Source organism: Vibrio sp. KUL80 (genome assembly GCF_059725495.1).
In genome coordinates this window covers 1476333-1489614 of sequence record NZ_AP045841.1, presented here as the reverse complement: position 1 = coordinate 1489614, position 13282 = coordinate 1476333, and the positions used below count along the sequence as shown (strand labels likewise).

At 46.3% G+C, this 13282-nt stretch carries 11 protein-coding genes; 5 read left to right on the top strand and 6 right to left on the bottom strand.

Annotated elements, in window-relative coordinates; genetic code table 11:
• Window positions 1-16: 16 nt before the first annotated feature.
• Entirely contained in the window at window positions 17-532 is a 516-nt protein-coding gene (gene uraD, locus AC6I8U_RS06875) for a 2-oxo-4-hydroxy-4-carboxy-5-ureidoimidazoline decarboxylase (protein WP_498018119.1), read from the bottom strand.
• Between the two features lie 23 nt (window positions 533-555).
• Entirely contained in the window at window positions 556-1473 is a 918-nt protein-coding gene (gene puuE, locus AC6I8U_RS06870) for an allantoinase PuuE (protein WP_498018118.1), read from the bottom strand.
• 356 nt (window positions 1474-1829) lie between these two features.
• Here puuE and uraH point away from each other — a divergent pair, with 356 nt between their 5' ends.
• The 4 genes from uraH (at window position 1830) to AC6I8U_RS06850 (ending at window position 6835) form a co-directional block, all read left to right on the top strand.
• Window positions 1830-2183: a hydroxyisourate hydrolase gene (gene uraH, locus AC6I8U_RS06865; RefSeq protein WP_498018117.1), complete on the top strand. Its 354-nt coding sequence runs from the start codon at window positions 1830-1832 to the stop codon at window positions 2181-2183.
• 230 nt (window positions 2184-2413) lie between these two features.
• Window positions 2414-3757: an NCS2 family permease gene (locus tag AC6I8U_RS06860; protein ID WP_498018116.1), complete on the top strand. Its 1344-nt coding sequence runs from the start codon at window positions 2414-2416 to the stop codon at window positions 3755-3757.
• Window positions 3758-3922: 165 nt separating this feature from the next.
• Window positions 3923-5332 carry a nucleobase:cation symporter-2 family protein gene (locus AC6I8U_RS06855; protein WP_252011101.1) on the top strand — a complete coding sequence of 470 codons (1410 nt, stop codon included), beginning with the start codon at window positions 3923-3925 and terminating at the stop codon, window positions 5330-5332.
• Window positions 5333-5473: 141 nt separating this feature from the next.
• Window positions 5474-6835, top strand: coding sequence for an 8-oxoguanine deaminase (locus tag AC6I8U_RS06850; protein ID WP_498018115.1), 1362 nt, complete (start codon window positions 5474-5476; stop codon window positions 6833-6835).
• Window positions 6836-6938: 103 nt separating this feature from the next.
• Here AC6I8U_RS06850 and AC6I8U_RS06845 read toward each other — a convergent pair whose 3' ends face one another.
• The 4 genes from AC6I8U_RS06845 to gcl form a co-directional block, all read right to left on the bottom strand.
• Window positions 6939-7553 carry a TetR/AcrR family transcriptional regulator gene (locus AC6I8U_RS06845; protein ID WP_042472610.1) on the bottom strand — a complete coding sequence of 205 codons (615 nt, stop codon included), beginning with the start codon at window positions 7551-7553 and terminating at the stop codon, window positions 6939-6941.
• A gap of 262 nt (window positions 7554-7815) precedes the next feature.
• Window positions 7816-8709, bottom strand: coding sequence for a 2-hydroxy-3-oxopropionate reductase (locus AC6I8U_RS06840; RefSeq protein WP_498018114.1), 894 nt, complete (start codon window positions 8707-8709; stop codon window positions 7816-7818).
• Window positions 8710-8734: 25 nt separating this feature from the next.
• A complete protein-coding gene (gene hyi, locus AC6I8U_RS06835) occupies window positions 8735-9511 on the bottom strand; it encodes a hydroxypyruvate isomerase (protein WP_498018113.1) in 777 nt (258 codons plus the stop codon).
• A gap of 10 nt (window positions 9512-9521) precedes the next feature.
• Entirely contained in the window at window positions 9522-11315 is a 1794-nt protein-coding gene (gene gcl / locus AC6I8U_RS06830; RefSeq protein WP_498018112.1) for a glyoxylate carboligase, read from the bottom strand.
• 311 nt (window positions 11316-11626) lie between these two features.
• Between gcl and aceB the strand changes: the two genes are divergently transcribed.
• Window positions 11627-13243, top strand: coding sequence for a malate synthase A (gene aceB, locus AC6I8U_RS06825; protein ID WP_498018111.1), 1617 nt, complete (start codon window positions 11627-11629; stop codon window positions 13241-13243).
• Window positions 13244-13282 lie beyond the last annotated feature (39 nt).

Here is a 13282-nt window from a genome sequence, read left to right as displayed (position 1 = left end):
CTGCCGTTTCCCTGACTTACATATCTCTTAGGCGAAATAACGCTATCTTGTTGATCTCGTTAAGTGCTGTAACAAACTCAGTTTCACTATCATTGCCTAATCGCATCTCGAACGATTCAAGAATTTGGTAACGATTGGCCCCCTTTACTGCCATGATAAAAGGGAAGTTGAAGCGACTTTTGTATTCGTTGTTGTAGGTGGTAAATTTGGCAAACTCTTCCTCAGAACACTGATCTATACCAGCACCAGCTTGTTCAGCTGTCGAGGCTGCAGTTAGTTCGCCATTAATAGCGACTCGCCCTGCCAAATCAGGGTGAGCATTAATCAAGTCGAGTTGCTTGGCTTCCGTTGCATTTAACAGTGTCGTCGACATTTTCAAATGCAGGTTTTCAATGTGGTCATCATCAGGTTCAATTCCTGAATCAAACACCGATTCAGCAACCCAAGGGCTGTGTTCATAAATATCAGCAAAGCAAGAGACAAACTCGTCTCGAACCATTTCCGTTGGCTTACAGTGTTTAAATTGCGTCATCACTTTGCTCCTTGTGATTGTTATTATTGATTCGGGTCGTATGGATGATGCTCGTGCCAGTGCTTCGCAATATCCACTCTTCGACAAAGCCATACATCGTCATGTTGTTTGACATAGTCTAAGAAACGTCGAAGAGAAGCGATTCTTCCAGGGCGACCAATCAAACGACAGTGAAGCCCTACTGACATCATCTTAGGTGCGTATTCGCCCTCTTCGTATAAGGTGTCAAAAGTGTCTTTTAGGTACTGATAGAACTGCTCACCAGAGTTGAAGCCTTGGGTGGTAGCGAATCGCATATCGTTAACGTCTAATGTGTACGGAATCACCAACTGTGGTCGACCTGTTTCAGTATGCCAATAAGGTAAGTCATCGTCGTAAGCATCAGAGTCGTAGAGGAATCCACCTTCTTCGGCGACTAGACGACGAGTGTTGGGACCCGTTCGCCCCGTATACCAGCCAAGTGGTCGCTCACCCGTGATCTCTTTGATGATAGAGATGGCCTTCGCCATGTGGTCACGCTCTTGTGATTCATCCATATACTGATAGTCAATCCAGCGATAGCCATGACTGCATATCTCATGACCTGCTTCCTTCATGGCTTTCGCCACCTCTGGATAACGCTCAACCGCCATCGCAACAGCAAATATCGTTAGAGGAATATCGTATTGTTCAAATAAACGCAGAACACGCCATACACCTGCACGGCTGCCATACTCATAGATGGATTCCATGCTGATGTGACGCTCACCTTTGATCGGTGCTGCCGATGGAATTTCTGAGAGAAACGCTTCCGACTCGTCGTCTCCATGCAAAATACAACGCTCTCCCCCTTCTTCGTAATTCAATACAAAAGAGACCGCAACTCGTGCGTTGTTCGGCCATTTAGGGTTTGGAGGGTTGGCTCCATAGCCGACGAGGTTACGTGAATAATCCTTATTCATCCACAGACTCCTTAACCATCTGAATGAACCTGCCACCGCAAGTTCACGACTCATTTCGTTAACTTAATTGTATACAATAATTTATCTTAATGTAAAGATTTTGTTTGTTGAATTACTTTCTAGATTTAACGCAAATAAAATCAATAATTTAAAAACAAAAACCTCAAGCTTAGCTACATTTTAGTGCGCATTGCACCATCACAAAGCAGCGAATTAATTCAACATATTTGTAACGTAAAACTTTACTAATCGATTTAATTGTGTACATATTAATATCAATAAAGTTCTTGATACGACCTCGTTGTATACAAGATTGAATCAGCTAATCAAGGAGCGTACCTAGGTACGAAAGCAATATGGGAAGACTGACTACACATGTTTTGGATACGACCAACGGTGTTCCAGGTGCAGAGATTCGAGTAGAGCTATTTCGAGTAGAAGGAAACGACATCCAGTTCATCAAAGAAGTAGTAACTAACTCAGACGGACGCACCGACACCCCTATCCTAGAGGGTGAACAGTTTCTGTCTGGCAAGTATCAACTCGTGTTTCATGTCGCCTCCTACTACCAAGCTAAAGGGGTTGAACTCGACGCGGTTCCATTCTTAGACGACGTTGTGATTCGATTTGGGCTTAATGATAAAGACGCTCACTATCACGTCCCTTTGTTGGTATCACCATACAGTTTCTCGACATACCGAGGCAGTTAGCTCGGTGTTCACCATCTCTTAGAAGTTGTCGCACGCAGCTTTAAATGAGCCGCGCGTTATCGCGCATCACCAACAAATTGAAATGAACCACCTCATGTGAGGAATGGCTCTTAACTCGTTCTTTTGGGGACGCGTCGAGTCATGGGGACTGCTGTTTTCAATTTAAGGATAAGCAATAGAAATGTTACCCACTCAACTAAACAGGGTAATGCGAAAAGGACTTACTCAAAATGAATGAAACCAAAGCAGAAGTGCTCAATGAAGCATCCCAAAACAGACTCTTAGAGCGCTTTTTTAAGATAAAACAGCATGGTTCTAGCGTTAAAAATGAATTGATAGGTGGCGTCACTACCTTCGCTACTATGGCGTATATCATCTTTGTTAACCCGAGCATCATGGCTGCTTCCGGAATGGATCAAGGCGCCGTCTTTGTTGCGACATGTATCGGTGCAGCCATCGGCTGTTTACTCATGGGACTGTTCGCGAACTGGCCAGTAGGCTTAGCACCTGGTATGGGGCTTAATGCTTTTTTCTCTTTTACTGTTGTCAGTGAGATGGGCTATAGCTGGGAAGTCGCACTCGGGGCAGTGTTTATTTCAGGTGTACTCTTCGTGGGTATGAGTTTCTACAAGATACGACAGTGGATCATTGAGAGTATTCCTGAAAGCTTACGCTACTCTATGACGGCAGGTGTCGGTCTCTTCTTGGGTCTTATCGGCCTAAAAACCGCAGGTATTGTTGTTGAAAACCCAGCAACCTTGGTCTCTCTAGGTGACTTCACTAAGCCCGATGCGCTGCTAGCAGCTATTGCCTTCTTGATCATCGCCGTGCTCAGTGAGCGTCGCGTGTTCGGAGCGGTATTAATCGGCATTCTGAGCGTCACTATTGTTGGCATGATGTTGGGTCTTGTTCAATACAATGGTTTCTTCTCTGCGCCACCAAGCATTGCTCCAACCTTCATGGCGATGGACATTTCAGGTGCTCTTAACGTTTCTATGGTCAGTGTGATTCTTGCTTTCCTTTTTGTGAACATGTTTGACACAGCAGGTACTCTGATGGGTGTCGCTGAGCGAGCTCACCTAATCAACAAAGAAACAGGCAAAATTGAAGGATTGAGTAAGGCACTTAAAGCCGACAGTATTTCTAGTGTTGCCGGTGCATGTGTAGGTTGTCCACCAGTGACTAGTTATGTAGAAAGCGCGGCGGGTGTGGCAGCAGGTGCTAGAACCGGACTATCCGCGATTGTCGTTGCTGCCCTATTCCTAGCGGCAATCTTCCTTTCTCCATTGGCAGGTATGATCCCATCTTACGCTACCGCTGGCGCTCTTATCTATGTCGCGTTCGTCATGATGAGCAGTATGCAGCACGTCGATTGGAAAGACTTTACCAATGGCGCTCCAGCAGCCATTACAGCGCTAATGATGCCGCTTACTTTCTCTATCGCTAATGGTATCGCCCTTGGTTTTATCACTTACACCGTTCTTAAAGTTGCAACGGGTAAAACCAAAGATGTATCTATTTCAATGTACCTACTCAGCGCCATCTTCGTCGCCAAACTGGTATTCATTGGCTAAACCAATCTCAAGCGGTAATCGTGCTTAACGGTTACCGCTTGTTTTCATCCCTGTCGTTTAGGTCAGCGCAAAGGACGAGCAGGATAACAATCACTACGCAGTTTGTAGAAGTCACCATGTCACCACCAAGGAAGAGTCGATTCATCGCTCTCTAAAGGAATAAGTATGAAACTTCTGTACACCCTGAATCAAAAACCGCCTCACGGCATGACCTTTTTACTGGCCGTCCAACATATGCTGGCCTCTATCGGTGGTATCGTCGCTGTACCACTCATTGTTGGCGCCTCCATTGGCTTACCGAATGACGAAATCGTCTCGCTCATTAATGCCGCCCTACTTGCATCTGGTATCGTCACCATCGCTCAATGCGTCGGTTTCGGTCCTATCGGAATTAAGCTACCTGTTGTTATGGGATCAAGCTTTGCCTTTCTTGGCGTTGCTATCTCCATCGGAAAAGACTCTGGCGTATCCGGCATTATGGGGGCTGCCTTAGTTGGCTCGTTTGTCGTCATATTGGCGAGCTTCTACATGGACAAAGTACGCAAGCTCTTCCCAACGGTTGTGAGTGGTGTTGTGGTTACCTTAATCGGACTGACCATACTCCCCGTTGCCATGAACTGGGTTGGTGATGCCCCCGCCGTTAGCAGTGAGTTTGCCACCTTACCTAAACTGTTTCTTGCCGCTGTATCACTTGGCATTGTGATTGCGGTGTCGGTTTATTGTAAAGGTGCAGTTGCGGCTTCCGCTATTGTCATTGGGCTTGCAGGTGGATACATCGTCGCTCTTTCTATGGGCATGGTCGACCTTAATCAAATAAGCACTGCTGCATGGGTAGGTGGTCCTGAGCCGTTTAAGTATGGTCTCACGTTTTCGGCCAGCGCCATTGTCAGTATGAGCTTGGTTTATATTGTTGTCATCGCGGAAGCAACGGGTGATTTCATGGCTCTCGCAAACAACTGTCACACTAAGATCGATGGTAAAGACCTTAAGCGCGGATTGCTTGGCGATGGTCTAGGCAGCACCCTAGCATCCTGTTTAACGGCAATGCCGTTGGCATCATTCAGTCAAAACGTGGGCATCGTGGGCATTACCGGTGTCGCTAGCCGTTACGTTGTAGCAGCAACGGGTGGATTACTCATCTTGGGCGGATTGTTTCCGAAATTGGCGGCGATTGCAGTCACGATTCCAAAACCCGTGTTAGGTGGTGTAGGTTTTGTCATGTTTGGCATGATAGCTTACGCGGGTATTCGTATGCTCATTAAAGCGGCTGATACTAAACGTAACGCCCTCGTCATCTGCGTTGGTTTGGCATCAGGTCTGGCGGTCACGTTTGAACCTCGCTTGCTTCAACACTTCCCTCATGAGCTCTCAAATTTCCTTCATTCAGGGATTACTACCGGAACGATCGTTACCGTGCTTTTGCATCAGTTCTTACCAAAATCAAGCAAGCTTGAAGAGCAAGAAGCGCACGAAGAGAGCCGCGCTATGGTTAAGCAAGAAATTCATGAGCTTCAGCAACAAGAAGAAAACCAAGAAGTATCACAGACAGAACTGTCTGCAAAAGGCAATAATTAACGCTTACTAACAACAAAGTGGCTATAACCCTTGTGCTCTAATACATGGCTTAATCAATGATATAGAGCACTTTTCATCAACTAAAAACTCAAAAAAGACCCTCTTCCCTGAAAAGGCTGAGATGGCTAAGGATTATTATGAATGGAAACCGTATGGATTAAGAATCCACTTGCTATTTACACTGGCACGACAGAAGACGCTGGCGGCGGTATCGTCGTAATTGGCAGTCGAATTGTCGAACTAGTAGCAAGCAACCAAGAACCCACCACAACCATTACTTCAGTTATCGACGCGTCACAACATGTCGTCACGCCAGGGCTTGTTAATGCCCATCATCACTTTTATCAAACGCTAACCAGAGCTTACCCCGATGCGCTTAATAAAGAGCTGTTCCATTGGTTGAAAAGCTTGTATCCCGTATGGGCCAATCTCGACGAGGAGATGATGAGTGTCGCCACCGAACTGGCACTTGTTGAGCTATTACTCTCGGGTTGTACGACAGCCTCAGATCATCACTATTTAATCCCAACAGGCCTTGAACATGCGATAGATTTGCAAGTTGAAGCGGCGCAAAAGCTAGGAATACGAGCCATATTTACTCGCGGTTCGATGAGTCTAGGAGAAGATGATGGCGGACTGCCACCGCGTCACACAATACAAACGGAACAAACCATCGTTGACGATAGCTTGCGCTTAATTAATAGCTATCATCAACGTGAGGATGGCGCGATGACTCAAATCGCCCTCGCACCTTGTTCGCCATTTTCTGTGACCACGGATTTAATGAAAGAGACGGCGCGAATCGCCAAGAATGAATCGGTGATGACGCATACGCATCTCTGTGAAACGTTGGACGAAGAAGATTTCTGTCTTGAGAAATTTGGCCTGCGTCCGGTGGATTATCTTGAAGACGTTGGTTGGCTTAACGAGCGCACTTGGTTAGCTCATGGTATCCATTTTAACAGTGAAGAGATTCGAAGACTTGGTAAAGCAGAGGTAGGAATAAGTCACTGCCCTACTTCTAATATGATGCTAGCTTCTGGTATCTGTAAAAATAACGAGCTTGAGAAAGCGGGCGTGAAAGTAGGCTTGGGGGTAGACGGTTCAGCTTCCAACGACGGCTCCAACCTAATAGCTGAGGTTCGTATGGCAATGTATTTGCAGCGCCTTCGCTACGGCTCTAACAACGTGACACACTTTGACGCGCTTCGCTGGGCAACATCAGGATCAGCTCGCGCTATGGGTCGCACGGATATAGGTGAACTCTCCGTCGGCAAGCAAGCAGACATTGCCATGTTTAAGCTCGATGATATTCGCTTCTCTGGCAGTCACGACCCACTCGCAGCTCTTCTATTGTGTGGGGCTCAACAGGCCGACCGTGTGATGGTGGCTGGTCAATGGCGAGTTCACGATGGTGCCGTCATGGGTGTGGATATGCCGCAGCTTATTGAGCGACATAAAGCCGCCGCACTTCGTTTAAGACAAAAAGCACTGAGTATGTAGCTTACTCATAGAGCTAAAACGATAAATATAAGGACACTGCTGCTCTTATTCTATTCACACCAATAGAGCAGCTGTGTATCACTGTTTCCTTTCAAACATGAGCTTATACCCGACTCTTTACACCACACCCTTGAATCACCATCTTGGTCAGAAACGCTGCAGCTTCATCAAAATCGCTGTCTGTTAACTCTGGCTTATCCATTACACTGCAGATCTGCCAACTAAAATCGGCATAGGTTTGAGTTGCCGACCATATGGCAAACATTAAATGATGTGGTGGCACATCGTCCATTAACCCCTGCTCTGCCCAGTTCGCAAATTTTTCTAGTATAAGCTGTGACTGTTGAAATAGTTTGGTTCGAATACCCTCGGGCAGCACTTTGGCTCCAGACATCACTTCACTAGCGAATACGCGAGAGGCGTGAGGGTGATCTCTGGAAATCATGAGTTTTGTTCGAATGTATTGTGTGAGTGCTTCAACAGGGTCATCAAGCTCTTCAATAGGTAATGATGCTTCTAGCAGCGGCTGGGTTACAGTTTCAAGAACCGCATAGTACAACTTATCTTTTGAACTGAAGTAATAGAACACATTAGGTTTAGGAATCTCTGCCGCCTTAGCGATGTCCACCATCTTTGTGGCAGCATAGCCATGTGTAGCAAACTGCTCACTGGCCACTTCAATGATAAGATCTTGATTCTTCCGTCTAATGCGCGACATGCTTGTCCTTACTGTCGTTACTCATGCTTGGTTCATCTTAATGAATTTAAACACTAAGTACAAAGCGTGAGGTGTTGAATTCTGAGCAAGCACAAGAAGATAAAAAATCCCGAAGCCAATACGTTCTGCGCCTGGTTAGTGAAGTTTGAAGCCGAAAACTTCTGCGCAGTTTGTATAACTTCGGGAACGCGTATAAAAGGAGACAAAACTACGCGATTTATGCGGAAACTAAAGGTAACAGCGGCCTCTGACTAAATGAGACTCAATCATTGCGAATCGAGTGACTAGAACGCATTTCAAGCGCTTTAATTAGCGCAGAATGGTCCCAATTCTCTCCACCTTGGTCAGCACACTCGTCAAACAAGTTCTGTGCATTTTCTGTATTCGGCAGCGCGACACCCAGTTCTTTTGCGCCCGTTAAGGCTAGGTTGAGATCTTTCTGGTGAAGCGCAATCTTAAAGCCAGGATTGAAACTGCCTTCAATCATTCTCTCACCGTGTACTTCGAGTATCTTCGAGCTCGCAAAGCCTCCGAGCAGTGCCTGACGCACGCGTGCAGGATCAGCGCCAGCCTTCGATGCAAACACCAATGCCTCTGATACCGCTTCAATATTAAGTGCTACGATAATCTGGTTGGCGACTTTACAAGTTTGTCCTGCCCCACTATCACCCACCAGCGTGATGTTTTTGCCTAACACTTCAAACAATGGTCTAGCCTTATCAAACGCTTTCTGTTCACCACCCACCATAATGCTGAGTGTCGCGTTCACCGCTCCAACTTCACCACCCGACACTGGAGCATCGAGGTACTGAGCACCACTCTCTTTGATACGCTTAGCAAATGATTGAGTAGCCATCGGCGAGATAGAACTCATGTCAATTACCAGCTTGCAGTTACCGCTCGCTAAACCTTGTTCAACACCGTCAGCGTCAAACAGCACTTCTTCAACTTGCGGTGTATTAGGCAACATTAGAATCGTAACATCTGCGATTTCCGTCGCTTCTTTCGGCGAGTGACATACGGTTGCCCCGCGAGTGACCAGTTCGGCCGGTGGTGCATTGAAATGATCCGACAATACCAATTCATAACCTGCCGTTTGCAGGTTTTTAGCCATTGGCAAACCCATAATCCCAGTACCGATAAATGCAATTTTCATGATGTGTTCTCCTTAACGTGTCGAATTATTGAAAAGCGTTTAACCAAGACAGACCGTCTTCAGTGGTTGTTTTCGGTTTGTATTCACAACCCACCCAACCTTGATATCCCATCGCATCAAGCTCTCTCAACACAAAGTCATAATTGATTTCTCCAGTACCCGGCTCATGACGCCCGGGGTTGTCAGCCAATTGAATATGGGAGATTTGCGATAGGTTGCTACTGATAGTCGGAACTAAGTCACCTTCCATGATTTGCATGTGATAGATATCGTATTGCACCGATAGATTCGCACTACCAACTTCTTCAATAATGGACTTGGCTTGTTCTGTGGTGTTCAAGAAGAAGCCTGGAATGTCACGTGTATTAATCGCTTCAATCACCAACTTGATGCCTGCTGCTTCAAGTTGCTGCGCAGCATAACGAAGGTTGATTACGAACGTGGTTCTCGCATCTTGTCCCGTTACACTTGCTGGAACAATGCCCGCCAAGCAGTTGATTTGCTTACAACCTAAGATCTGTGCGTAGCTTATCGCTTTGCTCACCCCTTGTTGAAACTCTTCAATACGGCTTGGGTCGACCGCGATACCGCGATCTCCCGCATTCCAGTCACCTGCAGGAAGGTTAAACAGAACCTGCTCTAGATTATTGTCATCCAATAGCGACTTAATGGTCTCTGCGGTGAAATCGTAAGGAAACAGATACTCGACTCCGTGGAATCCTGCGTTTGCCGCTTTTTCAAATCGACTGAGAAAGTCGACTTCATTAAACAGCATCGATAGGTTAGCTGCGAACTTTGGCATTATCTTCTCCTTAAGACGTTGAGTTTGTGGTGTTTATCGACGACAGTGCAGTTGGCGCATCCGTTGCACTCTCAGCTAGCGGTTCAAATTCATTGATAGCATTGATTTCAACCCCCATTGAGATGTTAGTGACACGCTCTAGAATAATCTCAACCACAACAGGTACTTGGTGCGCCGCCATCAATGCTCGCGCTTCAGAAAATGCACTTTGAATATTGGAAGGATCGGTAACGCGAATCGCCTTACAACCCAAACCTTCAACGACCTTCACATGGTCGACGCCATAGCCTTCAACCTCCGGCGAGTTCTGGTTTTCAAATGCCAATTGCACGCAGTAATCAATGTCAAATTGGCGCTGGGCTTGACGAATGAGGCCTAGGTAAGAGTTATTCACGACCACATGTATGTAAGGAAGATTGAACTGAGCCCCAACCGCCAACTCTTCAATCATGAATTGGAAGTCATAGTCACCAGAGACGGCCACAACATCACGTTGTGGGTCGGCGACTTTCACACCAAGAGCTGCAGGTATCGTCCAACCTAATGGACCCGCCTGTCCGCAGTTAATCCAATGTCTTGGTTTATAGACATGGAGGAACTGAGCCGCCGCGATTTGCGATAGTCCAATCGTGCTGACATAGCATGTCTCCGGACCAAATGCCTTGTTCATTTCTTCATAGACGCGCATTGGTTTAATCGGGGTGCCGGTGAAATGGGTTTTACGAAGCATGGTTGCTTTGCGTTGCTGACATGTGCCTACCCAATGAGCTCGATCTGGTAACAGATCTTTCGCCGCTCGCTCTTTCGCGACTTCTACCATTAGCTCTAATGCCGCTTTAGCATCTGAAACAATGCCAAGATCAGGGCAGAACACTCGGCCAATCTGAGTCGGTTCAATATCAATATGAACGAACTTACGACCTTGGGTATAGACGTCGAGCGAACCGGTGTGTCGATTGGCGAATCGATTTCCAACACCAAATACAAAGTCGGATTCAAGTAAGGTTTCATTACCATAGCGGTGCGCCGTTTGCAGACCTACCATGCCGGCCATTAGCTCGTGGTCGTCGGGAATAGACCCCCACCCCATCAAAGTCGGGATGACAGGAATCCCAGTGATTTCCGCAAACTGCTGAAGCAAATCAGAAGCCCCTGCGTTAATGACACCACCACCAGAAACAATGACCGGCTTTTCCGCAGCACTTAACATATCGAGCGCTTTCTCTATTTGCTCACGACTTGCTGACGGCTTATAAGCATCCAATGGTTCGTAAGTATCAATATCAAACTCAATTTCTGCCAACTGCACATCGAGTGGCAAATCAATCAATACTGGACCCGGACGTCCCGAGCGCATGATATGAAACGCCTTTTGAAACGCACGCGGTACTTGAGCGGGTTCTAATACGGTCGTAGCCCATTTAGTGACAGGCTTGGCAATTGACTCTATATCAACCGCTTGAAAATCTTCTTTATGAAGACGAGCTCGCGGCGCTTGGCCTGTGATGCATAAAATAGGGATCGAGTCCGCCGATGCGGAATAAAGGCCAGTGATCATATCCGTACCAGCAGGACCCGATGTTCCTATACATACTCCAATGCTATCTTGTTCTGTGCGTGTAAACCCTTCTGCCATATGAGAAGCACCCTCGACGTGACGAGCAAGTACATGCTCAATGCCACCTAGTGCTTTCATTGCCGCATACATAGGATTGATTGCCGCTCCTGGGACACCAAACGCAATGTGCACCCCTTCTTTTTTTAGTACCGCTACTGCTGCTTCTATTGCTTTCATTCTTGCCATTCCAACCCCTCCATTGGATTGTGTACAATTTTCGATCACTTTGTGTACTATGAACCAAAATGGAGCATTGGCAAGCAATAATTTCACATTTCATTCACATAGAGCAGATACACTAAGCAACCACTAACCCCATAAACACTGAAAACAAATACTTTACATAAACTATCTTTACGTAAAAATAATTTCCAAATTTCCCTTCGTTAAATTAATGATAAATAGTCTTTGATTATTTGTATTTTTTCTCATATAAGTAGATATGCAATACAGTTTTGTATACAAAAAATAAAAATATTGTATAAAGGAGACAGGTAATGACCGAAATCGAAGGAACGAAAATCGCACCGGCGAATCAATTGAATATCATCGGCTCAATATGCAACAGTGACTACGAATCAATATTAAGTAAAGAGGCGTTGGCTTTCCTCAATGCGCTAGTCAATCAATTCGGCAGCCGAAGAGACGCGTTGTTAAAGCAGAGAGAAGTCAAACAAGCCGCATTTGATGCTGGAGAATTACCTGACTTTCGTACAGACACGCAATCAATTCGGGACGACAAAAACTGGCGAGTACGCCCGATTCCAGAACCGTTGCTCGACCGCCGTGTTGAGATTACCGGTCCTGTAGACCGTAAGATGGTGATAAACGCACTAAACTCTGGTGCTAAAGTATTCATGTGTTGTTTTGAAGACGCGTCTGCGCCGACCTGGAGCAATATGGTTGATGGCCAAATAAACCTAAGAGATGCTAATCAAGGTACTATCAGCCATTACGATGAAAACAAAGACAAGCACTACACGCTGAATGCAAACCCTGCACTGCTTATCGCTCGTCCAAGGGGTCTTCACCTACCTGAAAAATCGATTCTTATTAATGGCCAGCCTATCGCCGGGTGTTTGATGGACTTCGCGCTGTACTTTTTCCATAACTACCAAACACGTGCGGACAAAGGGCTCGGTGTTTATTACTACATTCCAAAGCTTGAGAGTATGGAAGAAGCTAAGTGGTGGGATGATGTATTCTCCTTCACTGAAAACTACTTTAGTGTGCCAACAGGGACGATTCGAGCGACTGTACTCATCGAGACGTTACCCGCTGTATTTCAAATGGATGAAATCCTGTATGCAATGAAAGACCATATTGTTGCCATGAACTGCGGTCGTTGGGATTACATCTTTAGCTACATCAAAACCCTAAAGAATCATAAAGATCGTATCCTGCCCGACCGCCACGGTGTAGGCATGGATAAAGCTTTCCTCAATGCGTACAGCCAACTTCTGGTTAAAACGTGCCACGCTCGAGGTGCACTGGCGATGGGCGGCATGTCTGCGTTTATCCCAGCGAAAGATCCACAAGAAATGGCACGCGTTACAGCAAAAGTTATTGAAGACAAGCAACGTGAGTCCCAAAACGGTCATGATGGCACTTGGGTCGCGCACCCTGCACTTGTCGACTTGGCAATGTCTACCTTTGATAAGCATCTTGGTGGCAAAACGAATCAGCTCGACTTTGTTAGTCCGGATACTGAGATTACTGCTGAAACCCTGCTAAAACCATGTGATGGAACTCGCGATGAAGCGGGCGTTCGCAAGAACATACGTATCGCGCTTTACTACATTGAAGCGTGGATCCAAGGTTACGGCTGCGTGCCTATTTACGGATTGATGGAAGATGCCGCAACGGCAGAGATCTCTCGAGCCAATATCTGGCAGTGGATACATCATGGTGTCACGCTCGATGACGGTCAGGTATTTACTGCCGAACTCTTTCACACTTGGCTCTACGAGGAGCTTAGTACTATTCAACAGGAAGTGGGTGATACTCGTTACTTTGCTGGACGCTTTGACGAAACCGCTGACCTTTTCTACGAGCTGTCTACATCGAAACAGTTTGCTAGCTTCCTGACCCTTCCAAGCTATTCCCTTCTTTAGGTTTTGCCGTTTAGCCAACGTAAACAACGTTGGCTAATC